Consider the following 19,777-nt stretch of genomic DNA (forward strand, 5'->3'; position numbering starts at 1 on the left):
CATGAAAAAAAATAAAGATTCAAAGAAGAGACTTGTATACGTTTTCTTTCTTGCGGCGCTTATAGCCGGCGCCATTACCTCTTGTGAAAAAGCGGTGGCTGCAAAAGAAAATCCGGAATTAATGAAAGTGTATGGCGAAAGCGAGGCCGAAATGACCTCTCCGCCAATGGTGCCGCGCCCGGTGGGGAAAAGAGCAGCAACAAAGCTTATTGTCAACATGGAGGTCATCGAAAAGGAAATGGAAATGAGCGATGGGGTAACGTACGTTTACTGGACTTTTGACGGTACCGTACCCGGCAGCTTTATTAGGACAAGAGTAGGAGATGAGATCGAGTTCCACTTTAAAAATCATCCAGATTCCAAACTACCACACAATATTGACCTGCATGCCGTTACAGGACCAGGTGGAGGTGCCGAATCTTCTTTCGTCGCTCCTGGCCATGAATCGGTATTTACTTTTAAAACAATGAATCCGGGGCTATATGTCTATCACTGTGCTACAGCTCCTGTGGGAATGCACATAGCCAACGGAATGTACGGGTTGATCCTTGTGGAACCAGAAGGAGGTCTGCCACCTGTAGACAAGGAATACTACGTAATGCAGGGTGATTTTTATACTGAAGGTGAAAATGGAGAAAGAGGGCTACAAGCTTTTAGCATGGAAAAAGCAGTAGATGAAGATGCAGATTATGTGGTATTTAATGGAAAGGTGGGAGCTTTAACAGGAGATAAAGCCTTAACAGCTAATGTTGGAGAAACCGTCAGGTTATTTGTTGGCAATGGAGGTCCTAATCTGGTTTCTTCTTTTCACGTGATTGGAGAGATCTTTGACAAGGTTTATCTCGAAGGGGGAGCCATGATCAATGAAAATGTTCAAACTACGCTCATTCCGGCTGGAGGCGCTGCCATTGTGGAATTCAAAGTTGAGGTGCCAGGAAATCTTGTGCTGGTAGATCACTCTATTTTCAGAGCTTTTAATAAAGGAGCACTCGGAATTTTAAAGGTAGAAGGAGAAGAAAATAAGAAGGTGTACGGAGGTAAGATGGAAGAAAAGGTGTACAATCCTGGCACTGCAGTCACCACAACAGCCGTAGAAACTGATGCTCCTGCAATGGGATCTGAAATGTCTGTAGACGAGAAACTAGCGAGAGGAAAACAGGTCTATACGCAGAACTGTCTTGCCTGTCACCAGGCAACCGGGGCTGGTATTCCCAATGCTTTCCCACCCCTTGCAGGTTCAGATTATCTTAATGCCGATGTACACCGCGCTATAGAGGTGGTGAAATTCGGACTAAACGGAGAAATTAAGGTGAATGGCAACATCTACAACAGTGCCATGCCAAAGCAGAATATTTCAGATGAAGATGTAGCTGCAGTGCTCACCTATGTATATAACAACTGGGGCAACAACAAGACCGAGGTAACTCAGGAAATGGTCAAAAAAGCAAAATAAATCATGAAGAATTTGATCAGATTGGCGCTTTGCTTCGGAATTTTATTCCATGGCCAGACCTACAGTCAGTCTGGTTCAATGGCCAGGGTTCAGGGAGGGGAATTTATTCCCCTCTATGGAACCAGAACAGAAGTTCCTGTTGGCGACTTTCTAATGGATGTCTATCCTGTCACTAATGCCGAATTTCTTCAGTTTGTGAAAGAAAACGAGCGCTGGAGAAGATCTCAGGTGAAGAAGCTATTTGCCGATGAAAATTACCTGCGCCCCTGGAAAAATGATCTTAGTCTTGGCGAAGGCATGTTGCCCAACGCCCCGGCTACCAATATCTCCTGGTATGCCGCAAAGAATTACTGTGAATGCCAGGGCAAAAGATTGCCAACAATAGATGAGTGGGAATATGTGGCTATGGCTAATGAAAAACTGCCAGATGCACGAACCGAAGGTTCTTATAACCAATACATTCTTAGCTGGTACGAAACACCAAATACGTCGGGCAATCCTGTGGGCAGAACCTTTAAAAATTACTGGGGAATCTATGACCTGCATGGGTTGGTGTGGGAATGGACCCTTGACTTTAATTCTGTCATGATTGGAGGCGAATCCCGCAACGATAGTACCGGTGATAATAAGCTTTTTTGCGGAGCTGCTGCCGTAGGTGCGACAGATCTTATGAACTATGCGGCCTTTATGAGGTATGCCTTCCGCGGAAGTATAAAAGCTCAGTACGCCGTAAAGAACCTGGGATTTCGATGTGTTCAGGATATTGGAAACCAAAATTTATAACCATGAAAAAATCACTTTTGATCGTACTCTCCATGTTACTTTTTTCGGCGTGTAACAAGGCCGAAAAAAAGACAGCTCCAACAGAAGATCAAATCGCTGTTAACGGGAGTTCAAGCTTAGATTCACTATTACCGGAGCTCTCCATTTACAATTTACCATCTACCTGGACTACTCAGGATAACGAGCACATCCAGCTGGAAGAACTAAGAGGAAATGTGCTGGTTATGGTGATGATCTATACTTCGTGTAAAGCAGCCTGCCCTCGTTTAATTGCCGATATGCGGAATATTGAAAAGCAAATTCCTGCAACAGCCCTTGATAAAACAAAGTTTATTATGGTGAGCATAGATCCTGAAACAGATACACCACAACGACTTCAGGTTTTTTCTAAGGAGAACGAAATGGAAGACGAGCACTGGATGTTCCTACGCGGTACTCCCGAAGATACCCGTGAATTTGCTACAGTTCTTGCTGTAAGTTATAAGAAGATCTCTCCTCTTGATTTTTCACATTCCAATATCATAAGCGTCTTTAACGAGGACGGGGTATTGGTGCATCAACAGGAAGGTCTGGGCGTTGATAATTCTGAAACTGTTGCTGCAATAAAAACAGAGGTACAGAACTAAATTTTGATCCAGGAATATTTCCCGTAAGTGTATTAGGAAAAAAGTTTGTACTGATGTAGAATAAAGGCGTGAAAATGCCTTTTTTGAGAGGTATGCAAGAGCATCCTTTTATATACACATTTGCATGGTGCAAAGATCGAAGCCGGGAGCCCAGAAATCCTTTGCAAAAAACACCTTTTTGAAACCCATCTCGTGATAAAATTTTTCAGCCTGGGATGTGGTTCTCACCTCGATCTTCTTAATTTCGGGATTTTTCATGATCTCTTTTATCCTCATTGATGTGAGTTTTTTCCCTATTCCCAGGCCCTGGAATTCGGGATGTACCATGTCCCACGAGATCCTTGCAGCTGTACCACCTTCAAACCCATAATTAATACCGCCAGCACCGAGAATAGTACCCAAACCTTCGGCCACAAAATACTGCTGCACCTCATTTTCAAGATAGGAAAGCAGATCTTTTTCTTCGGAAGGATGAAAGAAATCTGGCGTATTTGATCGCAGTAAACTGAGTACCTTGTATTGATCTGAGCTCTTATAAGCCCTTATGGAATAAAGATCCTCTCGCAGCAGTTCAAAGGTTACGGCAGTATCCTCAACTTTGATCTGATCAAAAAACAGGCCTGTCATTAGTCCAACTGCGGCGAAGTTCGAGTTTGAGGTTTCTGCAAAAACTCTGGTCAGGCCCAATTTAAAACCAAAACCTGTAGCAAGGCGTAAAGCTGTGGTCATGTATCCTTTTCGCTGAAATTCTGAACGCATGATACAGCCTAATTCCCATGATGCATTTCTGAAACCTCTGTAGAATCCGCAGGTGCCTGTAAGTGCTCCCGACTTTCTCTCCTCAATTCCCCAGTGGATCGTTTCCCCTTTTTGATAATCCAGCTCAATTCGTTGCAGCATTTCCAAAGCCTCAGCTTCAGTTGTAGTTTTTTCCCCATCGTAATAGGAGATGCTAAGTAGTTCCCTCACCTCATCGTGGCGCAGCTGTCGGAGTATTACTTTTTCCGAAGTTAATTCTGGATATACGGGAAATGGAGGTTTGATCATAAAAAAATATCTGTCAAAAATGTCATTTTTGGAACCTCATTCTAAAGCCAAAGACCGGCAGTTGGCCCTGCATAAAATCAAGATCTTTGGAACGCGCAAAACCCATTCTCTCATACATGCCCCAGGCCGTTTGCATCGCTTTTGTGCTGTGAATGATCAATTGTTCCACATGGTCCTGCTGCGCTTTTTCTATACACTTCTGGGTGAGACGCTTGCCTATCTTATTTCCGCGGAAAGCTTTGTCTACAGCCAGCAGCCTGAATCCAGCCGAATTTAATTCGGCAGTTGCAGTACCACCAGACCCATAGTATTTCATATCGCTGAAGTAGACGACCCCTCCCAGCACCTGTTTCTGAGAATCTACAGCAACAATGATCTCGGTGTTAGGATTTTTGGTGAGGGTTCCAATATTTTCGAGCATCTGGTAATATGCAGGTTGCTCGTTCTGTCGCGGAAAGCCATCCAGAGAAGAATATACGTCGACCATGATCTGGCCCAGCCGCTTCCACTCTTCAGGGTCTGCGTTGCGAATTTCAATTTCCATCTTGTGTATTAAGAAATAAAGGTAGCGAGAATTGCCATTTTTGAAGCCCTGGTCCATTGAATTTTCTCATTACCCGCCCAAGCTGAAATATCGCAGATGTCTGGCACTTAAGAGTATTCTACAAGGTATCAAAAAAGCATTTTTTAAGGTAGGTCTTTGGAAGAAAAGGACAAGAAGCAAGTAGGGGATTGCTTGCTTGTTGGCTCCTCCTGCCAGGAGGCAGGAATAACAAATAATTTAATCACTCCTCTAAAATAGAAAATTTTGAGGCTTGGTTTCCTAAAATTGATAATTTTTTCAAAAAACCGGATTTTTCTTTTCCTGGAAGGGTGGTTTTATTACAACTTCACTAGATCCTTCTCCCAATGATATTGGTGCAAACAGTGGCAAAAAAGATAATACTAATAGAGCTTAAAGGCATAAGAACAGCAGCGATAATTGGAGATAACTGTCCTGTAACAGCAAAGTAGAGCCCAATGACATTATACAGGAAGGAAAGCAGCATACTAATTTTGATCACGGTCATTCCTTTTTTGGAGGCCCGAACAAATTGATACAGGCTGTGAAAAGCTCCCGCATCTAAAATGGCATCACAGGCGGGTGAAAATACATTGACATTTTCTGAAATCGCAATACCGACTTCACTTTTTGCGAGGGCACCTGCGTCATTCAAACCGTCGCCTACCATGATAATTTTTTTTCCCTTTTTTTGGAGTTCGGAAATAAAGTTCAGTTTGTCCTCTGGTTTTTGATTGAACTTCATTTTGGTGTTCTTAGGCAGCAATTCCTCCAGCCGAGTCTTTTCTCCTTCGTTGTCCCCAGAAAGAATGTAAAGATCAAACCCAGGTGCAAGCTCTCGAAATAAATTTTCAACGCCTTCCCTGTACTCATTATAAAAAATGAAGCGGCCCTTATATTGGTTTCCGGTACTAATATGAACAGAAGTATTTAGGCTTTGGACCGGAGAATTGTTCCCTACGAATTCTGCAGATCCCACGCGGATAGCTTTTTCTTTATGAACAGCTTCAATTCCCTTCCCAATGATCTCATTAAATTCATCGGGAGGCGCGATATCATATTCTGCCAGCATATCATAAAGCGTTCTGCTCAAAGGATGGTTTGAAGCGCGCAATGTATTTTTTAACTGGGATTCTTCTTCAGCAGAAAGCGGAATACCATCATAGCTGATTCTGCTTTTTTTATTGCTTGTAATGGTCCCGGTTTTATCAAATACAACTGCATCTGCCTTTGCGAGCTGTTCAATGACACCTGCGTTCTTAAGATAGAATTTTTTATTGCCAAAAATACGCAGCAGGTTACCAAGAGTAAAGGGCGTTGACATGGCCAGCGCACAAGGGCAGGCAATTATGAGAACAGCTGTAAAGACGTTGATCGCAAGCGCCAAATCATAGAACGCCCAGTAGGCACTAGCCGAAAAGGCGATAAGCAGCAGAACTATGGTGAAATACTGGCTGATCTTGTTAATGAGAGAGGTAACAGAATCTTCCTTTTTTACCTGAAAAACATCATTGCTCCACAGCCTGGTAAGGTAACTTTGGGATACAGATTTTAAAGCTTCCACCTCTATCATCCCCGAAATTTGCCTTCCTCCGGCATAAAGTTTTGCTCCTGTTTCCTTAATTACCGCCTGCGATTCTCCAGTCACAAAGCTGTAATCGATCCTCGCATTTCCTTTCATAAGAATACTGTCCACAGGAATGAGTTCTTCATTGCGGATAAGGATTCTGTCTCCCTGCTCAATATCATGAACATGTATGCTTTCTTCCTTATTTTCAGAAGAAATTCGCGTCACTCCAATTGGAAAATAGGATTTATAATCCCTCTCAAAAGAGAGAAAATTATAGGTCTTTTGCTGAAAGAATTTTCCGAGGGTAAGAAAGAAAACGAGTCCGGTAAGGCTGTCAAAAAATCCTGTTCCCCAGTCAAAAATGATCTCCAGGCTGCTCCTTGTAAACAGGACCAGCACCCCAAGAGCTAGGGGCACATCTATATTTAGTATGCCGGCGCGCAGTCCCTTGTAGGCAGAGATAAAATAATCTTGCGCCACGTAAAATACGACGGGCAAAGAAAAGCTGAACATAAGCCATCTAAAAAGCCCTTTATACTGCTCCAGCCAAAATTCGTTTACTTCAAAGTATTCGGGAAAAGAAAGAAACATAACATTTCCAAAGGCAAAACCCGCAACTCCAAGTTTATAAATAATGGTCCTGTCAATTTTTTTCCTGGCGCCCTCGGTATCTTCAAGGCTTATGTAGGGTTCGTATCCAATACTGCTCAAAAACAGCACGAGGTCCTTAAGGCTAATCTTTTGAGAATTATAGGTAACGCGGATGCTCTTCTTCGGAAAATCAACCTGGGAGGAGGTAATTTCGGGTTTGATCTTATTTAGGTTTTCAAGGATCCAGATGCAGGAGCTGCAGTGAATATGTGGAATATAAAGAGTAACTATCTGAAGATATTCATCACTGAAATCCAGTAGCTTTCCGACGATTTTATCGTTGTTGAGAAAGTCGTATTTGCCTTCAAATTTAGAAGGTGCGGCCCCGGGAGCTGCTTCCAGAGAATAATATGAACTAAGACCATTTTCTGAAAAGATCTCATAAACTGTCTTGCAGCCAACACAACAGAAGGATTTTTCATCAAATTCGACGCATGACTTAATGGTATCACCGCAGTGATAACAAGAGTGGATCTTCATAAAATTGCTCGTTTCGTACCAGGCACAAAGGTTGGAAATGAGCTATTTGTAAAATATGATGTTCGTCAGATTATCTTTTATTTCTGTATGTGGAAGGGTTTCGGGCGTATTTTTCTGTTTCAGAATTAAGTTCGGCTCCAATAAGAATGATAAAACTGGTGAGAAAGAGCCAAAGAAGCAAGACCACAACTGCTGAAATGGAGCCGTAAACTTCACCATAATTTCCGAAGTTCTTGACATAAAATGAGAAGCCCCAGGAGGCGATCAACCACAGTACCGTTGCGAGCAGTGCTCCTGGCATCACCCACCTGAATTTCGGACTTTTCTTAGCTGGGGCATAACGATAAACGGCACCCAGGAAAAATACAACGATCGCTGCAAGAACCAGCCATCTTGTCCAGCGAATAATACCTTCCAGGTAAGCCGGAAGTCCTAATTGATCGACAAAGGCAGGAAAGGCCACAATGACCAGCATGCTTAAAATAACCATTACAATGGCACCCAGCGTAAAAAGAAGTGTGAGAGCATTTTGCCTGAAGAAACCCCGGTCATTGTCTGTACCGTACGCAATATCAATTCCCGTAAACAAAGACTTTGTTCCTTTGTTTGCACTCCAGGTACTAAAGAGTATACTCAAAGCCATACTCCAGCCTAGGGTAGAACCAGATGTACTAACTAACTCCTCAAGCTGCGCCTGGACAATTTCAAATGCCTGTTGAGGCATAACGGTAGAGAGATTAGCCAATTGCTGCTGGATGCTTTGAGGGTTCATGGCGAGACCATAAATTGAAACTAATGCTGCAATGGCTGGAAAAACAGCGAGAAAACCATAAAACGCGACTCCGGCCGAAATGATGGAAACATTGTTATCTCCAATTTCATCCTTTACCTTCAGGAAGATCGCTTTCCATCCAGACGAATCGATTTTTGAAGGTTTTTTTAATTGTATTGATCTTGTATAAATTGTCTCCATATTAAGCTGTTCTACAGGGTTTACAGATCAATAAAATAATAAATAACTATGCGAGGCGGGGAACTTCGAGCTATAAACAATTGTTAATTCTCAGAACTTTCAGATTTGGTTTTTTGATTTCGAAAATGTCCAATGACCGAAGGGGCCGTGAAACCATGAATAACAATGGATATTAAAATGATATAGGCTGTAATGGCGTAAAGTTCATTCTTGTAATCAAAATAGTCATAGGTAACAAAGGCCCAGGAGAGATAGAAGATCGATCCTATTCCTCTTATTCCGAAGAAGCTTACTGCCAGTTTACTTTTAAAACTCTCCTTAAAACCTGCCAGGGCAATGAGTCCTGCTATTGGCCGAATAACGAGAACAAAAACAAAAGCAAAGGCAATGCCCTTCCAATCGGTAAGATTAAGCATGCCGTTCATGATGGAACCTCCAAAAAGTAAAATGTAGATGACCATAAAAAGGTGTTCCATTTCCGTAATAAAATCGTGAAGCTTCTTTTTATAATTTCGGTCCACCTTTTCGTAATATCTAAGACTAAAGCCGGCGAAGAAAACTGCTAGAAATCCATAACCGTGAATGAGTTCTGTAAACCCGTAGGTCATAAAGGTGAGGGAAAGTGCAAGAAAACCTACAAAGGTCTTTACTCCTGCATATTTATAGAGCCTGTCCATCAACATACCAATGATCCAGCCAATAAAAAGACCAGCCAGTACCCCTATCACAACCTTTAAGATTAATTTATCCCACAGCCAGTCTGTAAAACTAAAGGCAGCCCAACTTCCAGCCTGGGCGACAAGTACAGCGAGGTAGGAAAAAGGAAAAGCGACCCCGTCGTTCAAACCGGCTTCTGCAGTGAGGGTGAACCTTACGTCATCTTCATCATTCTCATTCTCTTCTGAAGGATCATCCAGTTGCACTTCGGCTGCCAGAACTGGATCTGTAGGGGCAAGTACAGCGGCCAGCAAGAGGCTCGATGGAACACTTAGGAGCAGGAAATACTGGCCCAGAAGGTATGCAGAAAGCATACAAATAGGCATGGTCACAAAAACGAGGAGAAGCGGTTTTCTCCAGGCCTTCAGCGTATTCTCCCCCATTTTTAAACCCGCACCCATCAGGGAAATGATCACAAGCGCTTCTGAAAAATACATTAGATCAAGATCATTCCATAAAGGATCTGGCCAACCAAGAGGCAAACCAACCATGAAAAGACCAAAGCCTATGAGTAAAAGAAGGATTGGAGAACTGACTCTTATTTTTTCAGAAAAAGCAGGAAGCCAGGCCATAATGATCGTGGCAAAACCCAGGCCGGCCAAAATTAGATAATGTTGCTGCATAAGATCTAAAAATAGTACTTAATCGCTGCTGCAATTCATAAAGCTTTGTTAGTTCTAAAGAAAAAACGAAAAGAAATTTTTGGATTTGGATTTTTTCCTATATAAACTTAGGAGATATTCCGAAAAAATGTAAATTTGTGTTTATGGGAACAGATATCACACCAGAGATCAGGCGATTTAAAGAGGTACGGGATGAAAATAATTTCACCCAGGCAGATTTTGCCCAGGTTCTGGGTATTAAGAATTCCACCGCCGATATTGAAAGAGGGCGTACAAAACTTTCGGGTAAGGTAGTTGCAGAGTTGCTGCGCCAGTTTGGGATCAACCCTTTATGGCTGTTTGGGGAAAGCAATCAAAAGTACCTCCAGGTGAGTAAAGGAGATGTTAGTCCTAAGGTGGTGAGTTTGAATAGTGCCGGTGAGGAGAATATTGCCCTTGTAAATGTAAAGGCAGCAGCAGGATATCCTCATAATGTTCAGGATATAGATTGGTATCAGCAATTACCTGCCTTTGATATTCCTCTTCCTGAGTATCGAAATGCAAGTCACAGAGGCTTTCAGGTTGAAGGGGACAGCATGTTGCCAAATTTCAGACCTGGGGAATGGGTATTGGGAAAAGCAGTGCCTACCATTGAAGAGGCAAGCAACAACAGAGTTTATGTGGTGGTATTATATGATTCGGTGCTTGTGAAAAAGATCCAGAAGTTACCAGATCCCTCGAGGCTACTTCTTATCTCCTTTAATGAAGAATACCTGCCCATTGAGATCAGAGTTAATGACATTCAGGAACTGTGGCAGGTGAATAGTAAGCTCACTTTTAATTTGGACGCTCCTTCAGAAAGCAGTCTTTTAAAGCAGCTTCAGCAATCCATGAATGAGTTGAAAAGTGAATTTAAATCCATACGTCAATAAAAAACGGCCTGTCGTATAACAGGCCGTTCTTCAGGTTTTTCTAACCTGTGGTTAAAGTTGGTTAGTTGATCTATTAAAGATCATCATCTCCTCCAAGACCAGTGTTCTCTCTGGTCTCATTTACTCCTTCTTCTACAGCTTCTCCAGTAGCCTCTGCTGCATCCTTTGTCTCACGACAGGAAATAAGCGAGGTTGAAAGGCTAAGAGCAAAGAGCATAAACATCATATACCTTTTCATATTGCTTTTTTTTATGTTAGTAATTGGATAATAACTGAAGACTAGTCAATTTCATCTTCAATTTCTTCACCTGCATCTTCAATGTCATCACCTACTTCCTCCATGTCATCACTTACCTCGACATCATCGGCTTCACGTTCTGTATCACGACAGGATACGAAGCCTGAACTGAAGGTGAAAAGCAAGGCGAATAATAAAGCTAAACGTTTCATATAATTGTTTTTAGTGGGTTAGTATCAACAAATTTTCAATTAAAATTCCTTTTAATTACACATGAAGTGCTAAAGTTTTCAAAAGAAAAACATAAATCTTATTGAGAATAAGCTAGTTATCATCGCCTATTTCCTGTATTTCCTCATCGATCTCTTCATTTACTTCCTTATCGATCTCTTTTCCCGTACGTTCTATTATCCCTTCTTTATCTTCTTCTACTTCTACCTCTTCTCTCTCGACCTCAACATCTCTTTCCCGTACTACTTCTCTCTCTGTGACTGTTTCACGACAGGAGGTAAAAAAGATACTTCCCAGAGCCAGCATTACAAATAAACTTTTGGTTTTCATAAGTTAGAATTTATGGTTTGAAAGGACCAAAGTATAAAACTCTTGTTCAGAGTAGTTTGAAATTGGCAGTAATTTAATAGGCTTTCCAAAGAATAAATTAAAGAAAATGGAGTATTCTCCTACATTTTAGATTTCTTTAGGTAAAAAAAATCCGGACCTGGTAAGGACCGGATTACTTTTCAGATCTTGTATTTGCCTTTAATTTCTTTGGCCGTCATTATTTAAGTTGTTGGTCGTATTGCTGCTTTGGGAGTTGGAACTATTCATGTTAGAAGAGTTCTGCATTCCCTGCACGTTGTTGCCGCTCATTCGTGCCTGATTGTAGGCCTGAAATTCCTGCCGATTCAAAAACCCGTCACCGTTTCTGTCCCACCTTGAAAAATTTGCCTTGTTCCACTCCTCACTGGAAACAGTTTTATTTTGGTCGGCATCAAGTTTAGTGAACCAGGTTGTCTTGGTAAATGCCACATTCCACTCTTCATTCGATAGATCGCCACTTTTATCTGTATCAAATTTGGAATAGTCTTCCTCACTTACAAAAGATCCATAGTTGTTCCTAAAACCAGCATCCCATTCTTCGCGGGTGATGCTGCTGTCGCGGTTTCTGTCAGTAGTTATAAAGGTTGCAGCCACAAACTCTTCATTATTTAGATCTCCAGAAGTATCGGCATCATATCCCGAAAATTCTCCCTGGTAGGATTCGGTGAATTCATTTTCATCCCACTGGCTGTCACTGTTAGCATCGTATTCCGCAAATCCGTCATTTGTCATAGTCTCGGTCTCTGTCATTGTAGGATTGATCTCTTCGTCTACAGTTGTTTCTCGCTCTTCATTTTTACAAGACACCAGGCTCATTCCCATCAGGAACAATGCGCTTAAGAAAATTGACTTTTTCATATTTTTAGTTTTAGTTGAATTTGTTTGATTGATCTTAAAAGATGACGCTTTCCAGCGCTAACATTCCACCAACAGCCGATGCCGCGGCAGATACCACCCCGGTAGCAACTAACCACCAGGCAGCTGTTGCAGCTGCTTTCCTGGATTCTTCAGCGGCTATAAGAGCTTTCTCCTTCGCCTCGGCCATTTTCTCGTTAACCTTGAGCTGCACTTCATATGCTTTTTCAAGAACTGCATCTCTTGCGCTTACTATCTTATCTGCAATGGGCTCTGCCTCTTCACGACTTAAGGAAGTTCGGGTGGTGATCATTGTGATCATTTCCTCTTTATTATAGTGTTCCAGTTTATATTTTAGGTCTGGTCCAGCGCCTGAATCCTGAAAGATCGCGGTAAAATCGGAATAAACAGTATTGAGATCTGCCTTTCCACTTGCAAATAATCGCTTTACCTTAGCTTCAAGATCTCCTTTTTTCTGATGAAATTCAGCTTTTTTCGATTCGGCTTTCTGCTGGCCGTTACTAAAATAGGTGCTCACTTTATTGAGGATCTTCTCTACCTCAGCTATTTTTTTATCAGCTTCTCTTTCATCCATATCTTGTGAAGCGAGAAGTTGTACTAAGGTTCTTCTATCGAGTGCGCTTGCTTTGGCCTTGGCAATACTGCTGGCCTGTTTTGGTTCATTCAGAATCCTTTTGAGATCCTGTTCCAGTTTTTCTGGCTGCAACTCCTCATTGTCCGTATTTTTCAGCGCTTTCTTGATCTCTTCTTGATATTTATCAATTTGTTGTCGATCTGCAGGCGTAAGGTCTTCGATCCCTGCTTTGGCTTTCTCTTCGGCTGGGGCATCACTTCTAGCAATATCCTGTAAACTATTTACATGATCCTTCACTGCCTGTTTATCTTCTTTGGAAAGATTTCTCTTATCGGCCTCTTCAAGAATTAGTTTTTTGACCGAATTAGGGTAATCAAAATCTGCTTTTTCAGTCACCTGAAGATCGGTGAGCAGGTCCTTGATTTCTTTTTTGATAGTGTTGACATCTATTTTTTGAGGCTGCAGTTGTCGAACGTAATCTTCCACTTTCTTATCGACATCGTGGGTTGTAAACAATTTTTCGAATTGCCTGCGCATTTCCTTAGCTTCGGTTTTTGCCCGGGTTTTGGCTGCATCCTTGGCCACGCTTGCTTCAGACTTTGAAAAAACTGAAGATGCTGAAGATAGACTGTGTTTAACTGTAGAAGCAAGACCTCCAACCAGGGAAGTAACCATGTTGACTTCAAGATAGGTGACTACCATAAAGAAGGCGGCCCAGATGACCAATCCCAGGGTAGCGCCTATAAAATTCGCTCCAATTAATCCCAGCTTTACAGCCAGCATACTTGCAAAAAAGAGAGCAATGGAAGTGGTAATGAGCGTCCAGGCTCCCAGGCCGGTCGAAACTTTCTGGCCTATATTCAAGCTATCGTCATCATCTTCATCATGATGAACTTTTTGGCGATCTTGATTAGAATTTTTATGAGCTTTTTCTCGCACATTTCCTACAGCAGTAATACCACCTGCTACTGAAAGCGCAGTGAGCAGAAGCTGAAATCCCAGAGCTAGTAGAACTCCGGCAACAACCGCAATAAAAAAGTTAGTATCCTCAAATAGGACGGCTGCGGTTGATCTATCCTGCGCAAAAATATGAGTTGGAAATAGAATTGATAAGATTAAGAAATACCTTTTCATATCTGATTTTTAATTGGTTATACCTCAATTTAAAGATATTTTCGGCCAGATGTTTTTAAAGGATTCATAAAAGCATCACTCTTTAAGGATACCTTATAAGTTATTCAGATTTTCGTTAAAGGTTTATGGTGAAATTTAAGAATTCAGCCTGTTAAGGAGCTTGATGTAAACTTCTTCGCAAGCTTGTTTGGATAAAGGTTTTTCCCTGTAATCTATTACCAGCGAGTATTTACCGGCGCGATTGCGGTCGCTCCAGTTGATAGAGGAGGTAACCATTACGACAAAGATCTTTTTAGAAGCAACCCTTTGCTCTAGCTGCTCCAAAAAGTCCCAGCCATTGATCTCGGGCATATTGATGTCAAGAAAAATCAAAAGCTTTTGTGTCTTACTGCGTTCAACTACAAAAGGCAACGCCTCTTTAGCACTGCGGAAATCATGAATTGCAGAAGGGAGAGGACTTTTTTTGATCAACACCTTATGCAGGAACAGAACTACTGCATCATCATCTACAATAACAACATCTAAATTCATATAAGCGGGTGCAGCAATAAAAGGCAGGGGGAAGCCGGGATTGCGATTAACAAAATCGTTTTTTAGTTGGCCAAAGGTAATGAATTATAAACATGACATTAAAGAGCAAATAATGCCGCTTTATACTGCCAAACTTTGTAGAGAAACAAGAAAAAGAAAATGGCAGTCACTACAAATTCCATAAAAGTAGAAGCCAGGAGACCAATAAAAGACCCTGAAGCAGCCCTAATTGCTGTTCGGGAATCAGCCTTATTTATAACCTCTCCTATGCAAGCTCCCACAAAAGGTGCGATAAGAATGGCAAAAGGGATAGGTATAAAGATCCCGGCAAACAAGCCTATTGTCGCTCCAAACATTCCAAGTTTGCTGCCACCTAAGTACTTTGTGCCCAGTGCAGGGATGGCATATTGCAGGGCAAAGATTATGATTGTAATGAGCAGCGTTACCCCGAGATAAGTATAGTTCATGGGAACGGCAGCAGTTAGGTGAAGCAGCAGGAGCCCTGCCCAGCTAATGGGAATTCCGGGAAGCATTGGGAGAAAACTGCCCAAGATTCCTACCAGCATCAAAATGCCTGCAAGTACTATGATTACAATGTCCATGTATAACTTTTCAGCTAAGATACAGAATGGAAGGAAACAAAAAATAACTAAATAATTAGTTATAACTAATAAATTAGTTTATATTAGCACAAACGAATCGTACTTCATGAAACAATTGACCAAAGCCGAAGAAGAGATCATGCAGATCCTCTGGACTAAAAAAGAAGCAAATGTGGCAGCTATCATTGAGGAAATGCCCGAACCTAAACCGGCATACAATACCGTGTCAACTATTGTGCGTATTCTCGAAAGCAAAGCCTTTGTAGATCACAAAAAGGCTGGAAAGGGCTATATCTATTTCCCCGTTGTTGAAAAAGAGACCTACACGAATCAAAGTATGAACAAGTTGATCGATGGATATTTCAACGGTTCATTCAAAAGTATGGTGTCCTTTTTTATGAAGAAGAATAAAATGGATAGTGCCGACCTGGAGGCTATCCTAAAGGAGATCAACAAAAAAGAAGACTAATGCTACAGTACATTTTACAAACCATAGCTTTTCAGCTCCTCTTCCTATTGGTATATGAGCTGTTCCTGAAAAAAGAAACTTTTTTCACCTATAACCGCGCATACCTGTTACTTACCCCGATCCTTGCTTTGCTGCTTCCTTTGCTGAAGATCCCGGCACTCCAGGCTGCTATTCCTGCGGAAACTCTTGTAATGCTGCCCGAAGTGATCATAGGAGGTAATTCTTCTGAAACTGTCTCGCAAAATCTTGCTGCAACAACTTCTGAAGTGACACCGGCAATTAACTGGTGGCTGCTGGTCTATGCGGGTGGGCTCCTCTTTAGCCTGGGATTCTTTTTTAATAAGTTCAGAATTCTTAGGCAGCTATTTGCACATAAACCCGTTGTGAAGACAGCCGAAATGAAGATCGTCGAAGTGCCCGATTCAAGGATCGCCTGTACTTTTTATAATACCATTTTTTTGGGAGCTCAACTTTCAGAAAAGGAAAAAGAGCAGATACTTTCTCATGAACTTGTGCATTTAAAACAGAAACATACGCTGGACCTGTTGTTCTTTGAGGTACTAAGAATAATATTTTGGTTCAATCCACTTATTTATATCTACCAGTCCAGGATCTCTGCTTTGCACGAATATCTTGCCGATGCAGGGGTAGTCAAAAATGTCAAAAAACAGGAGTATTTCCAGCAGCTATTAAATTCAGCATTTAATACTGAAGACATTTCATTTATCAATCAATTTTTTAATCATTCAATCATCAAAAAACGAATAGTTATGTTGCAAAAAAACAAATCAAAATCGACCTCAAAATTCAAATTTCTGATCATTCTGCCACTCATGCTGGCGATGCTCACGTATGTTTCATGTTCAAATGAAGGTAATCACATGGATGAAGCCTCGGGTGAGCTGGAGCAGTATAGTTACACGCTGGCAAAATCTGGAGAAATGGATGCTAAAACTGAGAAACAACATGAGGAATATGAAAAATTTCTATTTGAAAACCAGGATTATGTAGGCTGGGGGATCATTGATTTTGAGAATGAAAAAGTGAATTATTCGGTTCATTCAAAAGACGAACCGGTTCCCGATGGATCGGTTGAAATGAAAGTCCAGAAAGATCAAGGAGAATATATTTTTTACATGAATCTGCCGGGAAAAGGAAAATCCTCCCAGACTAATTCAGGAACAGTAGAAATTCAAACTTCCTCTGGTGGTACGGGAGATATTCCCTTTGCTGTAATTGATGAGGTTCCTGTCTTCCCCGGTTGCGAAGCATTAGAATCAAATGATGCAAGAAAAGAGTGCATGTCTCAGAATATCAATGAATTTGTTAATCAAAATTTCAATACATCTCTAGGACAAGAATTAAATCTCACAGGGATTAACAGAGTTTACGTGCAATTCAAAGTTTCAAAAGAAGGTGTCGTTGAGATCATGGGTGTACGTGCTAAACATCCTAAGTTGGAAGAAGAAGCCCGGCGGGTGATAAACATGATTCCTGCCATGATTCCTGGTAAACAGCAGGGAAAGGAGGTTGGAGTACTTTATTCTTTACCCATAATATTTAACGCAGGTGAATAAGTTTCTCTTTATTTTATTATTATTTGCAGCCACAAAAGCCGAAGCCCAAACTTCGGCTTTAGCCATTGCCGACAGTCTTTATGCAGTGGGAAATTATTCTGGAGCGATCAATGAGCTGGAAAATTCAGAGATAAGATCTGAAGCCGTGTTGCTCAAGCTGGCCCAGGCACAAAAAGCGAATGGGAACATCCTCGCTGCACTTGAGAATTATGAGGCAGTCATGAAATCAAGCCCCGAAAGGATCTTGACTGCGGTGGAATATGCAAAATTGCTTTCCTCTACCGGAAACCTTCAGGAGGCAGATAGCATTTTCACAAGTCTTACGAAAAGACATCCCATGAATGCAGGTTTTCATTATCAGCTGGGCTTGATCCGTGAAAAGCGAAAAGATTCCACTGCAATGAGCCATTACAACATAACCGTTCTGTTGCAAAAAACTCATCAGGAAGCGCTGATAAAGGTAGCAACAAGAGCCCTTACCGATGGGGAACTATTACGCGGTGAGCGGTTGAGCAAACAGGGGCTTGAAACAAATCCAAATGGAATTGCGCTCCTTTCTATCCTGGCGCAGTCTTACTACTATCAAAAGGAATTTAAACAGGCGGTTGAGCGGTTTGAGAAATTAGTGGAGCTTGGTGCGGGCAGTGAATTTGTGCATAGTAAACTTGGTACGGCATATTTTCATCTGGAAGACTATGACAAAGCCATTGCTCATTTCAATTTGGCCCTCGATTATGAAGATGAGAATCACGCTACGCATTACAGCCTCGGAAAATTGTATGCTTTAGTAGGAGACTACAAAAATTCTGAAGGGCATCTGCTTCAGGCGATCCTGCTGAAGGATGTGATCCTGGACGAAGAATTTACGAGCCTGGGACTCACCTATAAACTTCAGGAGAAGCCGAAAGACGCCCTAAAATATTTTAATTTGGCTATTGAAGAAGATCCATATAATGAACGGGCAATGTATGAACGTGCCATTGCTGCCGACTCTTACTTTAAGGATCTGGAAAGCCGAAAGAAATATTACGAAGAATATCTCGAGAGGTTTCAGGAAAATGGCGGTAAAAACCTCGTGCTCCTGGCGCAGAGGCGTATTAAAGACCTAAAGGAAGAGATCCATATGCAGGCTGCAGCTTTAGAGAAGAAATAGATGATACTTTCTTTATAAACTCCTTTATTTCTACTATTTTTGAAGCAGGTTCACATTTTTGGATGAAGAAATCTCTATTCTTAATGCTCTTTCCGCTAGTATTTGCGTCATGTGAAGAATTTCAGACACGAAAAATTTCTTCCGAAGAGATCCTTATTGAAGAAACCCGCGACTTTAACTGGCATGAAGTGGACAACTATCCTGCTTTTGCCGAATGCCGGAATATCACCGAAGTCGAAGCTGCCAAAGCCTGTTTTGGGAACAAAGTCTCACAATACTTTTATTCCCGGCTCGAAGCCAAACAACCTGTGGTAACCGAGGCTTTAGACGATACGCTTTATCTCTACCTTAAGATTTCTGAAAAGGGGACTCCTGCGATAGATTCCATGGAAATTGATTCCCTGGTGTTGAACCAGCTGCCCGAAATTCGCTCCTGGCTTTCTCAAAGCGTAGATTCCCTCCCTAAGATCTATCCTGCGACAAAACGAGGAATTCCGGTGAAAACTACCTTCAGGATGCCGGTGGTGATCAAGGCTGAATAATTCAGAAGAAATAAGAGCCAGGAGGCAGGAGCCCAGACTTGAAGTACAATTTCCTAATGCTCTTCTTTTATCTTACCTGCTTTGTGTGAAATTTTCTAATTGAATTTAAGGCTCACAATCATCTGCGAAAATTTGAGGAATCAGCGGGAAACCTCAGAGAACTAAGGGTGAAAACCTCGGTAACTCCTAACTACAGTCTAAAGTCCACCGTCTAAAGACTATACTTATATCCAACCGTAAAGTCAAGCGGGAATTTACCATTAGTTTCCCACACAATAGCCACAATATCATTATACCCAAAGCTGATAAAACTGTTTGGCGTGACCTGAATATCGGTTCCTATTCCGAAGCTAAAAGGTGCTGCAAAGGTGAATCCGCTCTCATCTTTCACAGCAATGACCTCCCCCGAATCGTTTGTTATGGGAAAAGTGTCTTCAGAATAATATAAAGTTGCTACTCGTGCGTTGACGTGGATATCAAAATGATCAAAGTAAAACGCCTTGAACCTGTAGTTTATCGATAATTGTGTAGAACTATACCTGTAATCATCCTGTTTGAAGGACTGGCGCAGCTGTAAAAAAGCGGAATGCCTTGGCGCAAGATTGGGATCATAAAACTCATATTCCAAACCCACAATCGGAGCCAGAACATTGTCGGGATTTTCGGTGTAAATATTATTCGATAAACCTGTGAAAAGCGCTATTTTCTGCTGAATATTATCGGTAGCTTCATTGTAAACGTATTCTTGATCTACAAGTGCATTGTAGGTGTTGGTGAAGTGCCTTAGGCTGTATAGTAGAAACTGCACATCTCGGGTACTCACTTTCGCATCTTGTGTGAATTCAGCTAGTTGCTCTTTATACTCCTCATTGCCGTCAAGATTTCGCAATTCCACCAGGCGATCAGCTTTTTGGATAAAATAACGATATTCATGTCCTTCTTCCGCCCAAAGCAGGCTCAGCGTGCCCTTTACTTCCCTTTGGAGTTGTAAGGTGTCTTTGTTGATGATAAAAGTCTCCTGGGCCGCCAGTGGAAGCGCCATGAACAGGAATAAGCCAGCTAAGATGATCTTTATTTTCTGCATT

General features: G+C 41.7%; 21 protein-coding genes. 8 read left to right on the forward strand and 13 right to left on the reverse strand.

Going from position 1 to position 19,777, the window contains the following annotated elements; genetic code table 11:
• Position 1: 1 nt before the first annotated feature.
• From nirK to HC175_RS05385, 3 genes are read left to right on the forward strand one after another with little or no spacing between them, the layout of a single operon-like run.
• Entirely contained in the window at positions 2-1,453 is a 1,452-nt protein-coding gene (gene nirK / locus HC175_RS05375) for a copper-containing nitrite reductase (RefSeq protein ID WP_168137442.1), read from the forward strand.
• Positions 1,454-1,456: 3 nt separating this feature from the next.
• Positions 1,457-2,236, forward strand: coding sequence for a formylglycine-generating enzyme family protein (locus tag HC175_RS05380; protein ID WP_235942524.1), 780 nt, complete (start codon positions 1,457-1,459; stop codon positions 2,234-2,236).
• Positions 2,237-2,238: 2 nt separating this feature from the next.
• Positions 2,239-2,862: an SCO family protein gene (locus HC175_RS05385; RefSeq protein WP_168137443.1), complete on the forward strand. Its 624-nt coding sequence runs from the start codon at positions 2,239-2,241 to the stop codon at positions 2,860-2,862.
• 108 nt (positions 2,863-2,970) lie between these two features.
• On the opposite strand, the gene HC175_RS05390 is transcribed toward HC175_RS05385, so the two are convergent.
• The 5 genes from HC175_RS05390 to HC175_RS05410 all read right to left on the reverse strand — a co-directional run bounded on the left by HC175_RS05390 (position 2,971) and on the right by HC175_RS05410 (position 9,485).
• The gene (locus tag HC175_RS05390; RefSeq protein ID WP_168137444.1) at positions 2,971-3,909 is read right to left on the reverse strand and encodes a GNAT family N-acetyltransferase; all 939 of its coding nucleotides are present in this window, start codon (positions 3,907-3,909) and stop codon (positions 2,971-2,973) included.
• Between the two features lie 22 nt (positions 3,910-3,931).
• A complete protein-coding gene (locus tag HC175_RS05395; protein WP_168137445.1) occupies positions 3,932-4,453 on the reverse strand; it encodes a GNAT family N-acetyltransferase in 522 nt (173 codons plus the stop codon).
• A 349-nt stretch (positions 4,454-4,802) separates the two neighbouring features.
• A complete protein-coding gene (locus HC175_RS05400; protein ID WP_168137446.1) occupies positions 4,803-7,172 on the reverse strand; it encodes a heavy metal translocating P-type ATPase in 2,370 nt (789 codons plus the stop codon).
• Between the two features lie 70 nt (positions 7,173-7,242).
• The gene (locus HC175_RS05405; RefSeq protein WP_168137447.1) at positions 7,243-8,145 is read right to left on the reverse strand and encodes a YihY/virulence factor BrkB family protein; all 903 of its coding nucleotides are present in this window, start codon (positions 8,143-8,145) and stop codon (positions 7,243-7,245) included.
• Between the two features lie 83 nt (positions 8,146-8,228).
• Positions 8,229-9,485, reverse strand: coding sequence for a cation:proton antiporter (locus HC175_RS05410; protein ID WP_168137448.1), 1,257 nt, complete (start codon positions 9,483-9,485; stop codon positions 8,229-8,231).
• A gap of 143 nt (positions 9,486-9,628) precedes the next feature.
• Between HC175_RS05410 and HC175_RS05415 the strand changes: the two genes are divergently transcribed.
• Positions 9,629-10,396: an XRE family transcriptional regulator gene (locus tag HC175_RS05415; protein ID WP_168137449.1), complete on the forward strand. Its 768-nt coding sequence runs from the start codon at positions 9,629-9,631 to the stop codon at positions 10,394-10,396.
• Positions 10,397-10,469: 73 nt separating this feature from the next.
• On the opposite strand, the gene HC175_RS05420 is transcribed toward HC175_RS05415, so the two are convergent.
• The 7 genes from HC175_RS05420 to HC175_RS05450 form a co-directional block, all read right to left on the reverse strand.
• Positions 10,470-10,634, reverse strand: a complete 165-nt coding sequence (locus HC175_RS05420; RefSeq protein ID WP_168137450.1) for a hypothetical protein — start codon at positions 10,632-10,634, stop codon at positions 10,470-10,472.
• 41 nt (positions 10,635-10,675) lie between these two features.
• Positions 10,676-10,846 carry a hypothetical protein gene (locus HC175_RS05425; RefSeq protein WP_168137451.1) on the reverse strand — a complete coding sequence of 57 codons (171 nt, stop codon included), beginning with the start codon at positions 10,844-10,846 and terminating at the stop codon, positions 10,676-10,678.
• Between the two features lie 112 nt (positions 10,847-10,958).
• The gene (locus HC175_RS05430) at positions 10,959-11,195 is read right to left on the reverse strand and encodes a hypothetical protein (protein ID WP_168137452.1); all 237 of its coding nucleotides are present in this window, start codon (positions 11,193-11,195) and stop codon (positions 10,959-10,961) included.
• Positions 11,196-11,393: 198 nt separating this feature from the next.
• A complete protein-coding gene (locus HC175_RS05435) occupies positions 11,394-12,092 on the reverse strand; it encodes an EF-hand domain-containing protein (RefSeq protein WP_168137453.1) in 699 nt (232 codons plus the stop codon).
• Between the two features lie 34 nt (positions 12,093-12,126).
• A complete protein-coding gene (locus HC175_RS05440) occupies positions 12,127-13,818 on the reverse strand; it encodes a hypothetical protein (protein ID WP_168137454.1) in 1,692 nt (563 codons plus the stop codon).
• Between the two features lie 135 nt (positions 13,819-13,953).
• On the reverse strand, positions 13,954-14,349 hold the full coding sequence (locus HC175_RS05445) for a response regulator (protein ID WP_168137455.1): 396 nt from the start codon (positions 14,347-14,349) through the stop codon (positions 13,954-13,956).
• 98 nt (positions 14,350-14,447) lie between these two features.
• The gene (locus HC175_RS05450) at positions 14,448-14,951 is read right to left on the reverse strand and encodes a DUF456 domain-containing protein (protein ID WP_168137456.1); all 504 of its coding nucleotides are present in this window, start codon (positions 14,949-14,951) and stop codon (positions 14,448-14,450) included.
• 106 nt (positions 14,952-15,057) lie between these two features.
• Here HC175_RS05450 and HC175_RS05455 point away from each other — a divergent pair, with 106 nt between their 5' ends.
• The 4 genes from HC175_RS05455 (at position 15,058) to HC175_RS05470 (ending at position 18,692) form a co-directional block, all read left to right on the forward strand.
• Positions 15,058-15,420 carry a BlaI/MecI/CopY family transcriptional regulator gene (locus tag HC175_RS05455; protein ID WP_168137457.1) on the forward strand — a complete coding sequence of 121 codons (363 nt, stop codon included), beginning with the start codon at positions 15,058-15,060 and terminating at the stop codon, positions 15,418-15,420.
• The gene (locus HC175_RS05460; RefSeq protein ID WP_168137458.1) at positions 15,420-16,997 is read left to right on the forward strand and encodes a M56 family metallopeptidase; all 1,578 of its coding nucleotides are present in this window, start codon (positions 15,420-15,422) and stop codon (positions 16,995-16,997) included. The genes HC175_RS05455 and HC175_RS05460 overlap by 1 nt, the downstream gene beginning before the upstream one ends.
• The gene (locus tag HC175_RS24690; RefSeq protein WP_317172094.1) at positions 16,990-18,150 is read left to right on the forward strand and encodes a tetratricopeptide repeat protein; all 1,161 of its coding nucleotides are present in this window, start codon (positions 16,990-16,992) and stop codon (positions 18,148-18,150) included. Before HC175_RS05460 ends, HC175_RS24690 begins: the two co-directional genes overlap by 8 nt.
• A gap of 62 nt (positions 18,151-18,212) precedes the next feature.
• The gene (locus HC175_RS05470; protein ID WP_168137459.1) at positions 18,213-18,692 is read left to right on the forward strand and encodes a hypothetical protein; all 480 of its coding nucleotides are present in this window, start codon (positions 18,213-18,215) and stop codon (positions 18,690-18,692) included.
• A 211-nt stretch (positions 18,693-18,903) separates the two neighbouring features.
• Here the strand turns inward: HC175_RS05470 and HC175_RS05475 are convergent, their stop codons facing one another.
• Entirely contained in the window at positions 18,904-19,776 is an 873-nt protein-coding gene (locus tag HC175_RS05475) for a hypothetical protein (protein WP_168137460.1), read from the reverse strand.
• Position 19,777 lies beyond the last annotated feature (1 nt).

This window comes from Salinimicrobium oceani (assembly GCF_012037645.1).

What these genes read in the sequence shown, in the direction of transcription:
- nirK (WP_168137442.1), top strand. Translation starts at nt 2, where the DNA reads ATGAAAAAAAATAAAGATTCAAAGAAGAGACTTGTATACGTTTTCTTT.
- HC175_RS05380 (WP_235942524.1), top strand. Translation starts at nt 1,457, where the DNA reads ATGAAGAATTTGATCAGATTGGCGCTTTGCTTCGGAATTTTATTCCAT.
- HC175_RS05385 (WP_168137443.1), top strand. Translation starts at nt 2,239, where the DNA reads ATGAAAAAATCACTTTTGATCGTACTCTCCATGTTACTTTTTTCGGCG.
- HC175_RS05390 (WP_168137444.1), bottom strand. Translation starts at nt 3,909, where the DNA reads ATGATCAAACCTCCATTTCCCGTATATCCAGAATTAACTTCGGAAAAA.
- HC175_RS05395 (WP_168137445.1), bottom strand. Translation starts at nt 4,453, where the DNA reads ATGGAAATTGAAATTCGCAACGCAGACCCTGAAGAGTGGAAGCGGCTG.
- HC175_RS05400 (WP_168137446.1), bottom strand. Translation starts at nt 7,172, where the DNA reads ATGAAGATCCACTCTTGTTATCACTGCGGTGATACCATTAAGTCATGC.
- HC175_RS05405 (WP_168137447.1), bottom strand. Translation starts at nt 8,145, where the DNA reads ATGGAGACAATTTATACAAGATCAATACAATTAAAAAAACCTTCAAAA.
- HC175_RS05410 (WP_168137448.1), bottom strand. Translation starts at nt 9,485, where the DNA reads ATGCAGCAACATTATCTAATTTTGGCCGGCCTGGGTTTTGCCACGATC.
- HC175_RS05415 (WP_168137449.1), top strand. Translation starts at nt 9,629, where the DNA reads ATGGGAACAGATATCACACCAGAGATCAGGCGATTTAAAGAGGTACGG.
- HC175_RS05420 (WP_168137450.1), bottom strand. Translation starts at nt 10,634, where the DNA reads ATGAAAAGGTATATGATGTTTATGCTCTTTGCTCTTAGCCTTTCAACC.
- HC175_RS05425 (WP_168137451.1), bottom strand. Translation starts at nt 10,846, where the DNA reads ATGAAACGTTTAGCTTTATTATTCGCCTTGCTTTTCACCTTCAGTTCA.
- HC175_RS05430 (WP_168137452.1), bottom strand. Translation starts at nt 11,195, where the DNA reads ATGAAAACCAAAAGTTTATTTGTAATGCTGGCTCTGGGAAGTATCTTT.
- HC175_RS05435 (WP_168137453.1), bottom strand. Translation starts at nt 12,092, where the DNA reads ATGAAAAAGTCAATTTTCTTAAGCGCATTGTTCCTGATGGGAATGAGC.
- HC175_RS05440 (WP_168137454.1), bottom strand. Translation starts at nt 13,818, where the DNA reads ATGAAAAGGTATTTCTTAATCTTATCAATTCTATTTCCAACTCATATT.
- HC175_RS05445 (WP_168137455.1), bottom strand. Translation starts at nt 14,349, where the DNA reads ATGAATTTAGATGTTGTTATTGTAGATGATGATGCAGTAGTTCTGTTC.
- HC175_RS05450 (WP_168137456.1), bottom strand. Translation starts at nt 14,951, where the DNA reads ATGGACATTGTAATCATAGTACTTGCAGGCATTTTGATGCTGGTAGGA.
- HC175_RS05455 (WP_168137457.1), top strand. Translation starts at nt 15,058, where the DNA reads ATGAAACAATTGACCAAAGCCGAAGAAGAGATCATGCAGATCCTCTGG.
- HC175_RS05460 (WP_168137458.1), top strand. Translation starts at nt 15,420, where the DNA reads ATGCTACAGTACATTTTACAAACCATAGCTTTTCAGCTCCTCTTCCTA.
- HC175_RS05470 (WP_168137459.1), top strand. Translation starts at nt 18,213, where the DNA reads ATGAAGAAATCTCTATTCTTAATGCTCTTTCCGCTAGTATTTGCGTCA.
- HC175_RS05475 (WP_168137460.1), bottom strand. Translation starts at nt 19,776, where the DNA reads ATGCAGAAAATAAAGATCATCTTAGCTGGCTTATTCCTGTTCATGGCG.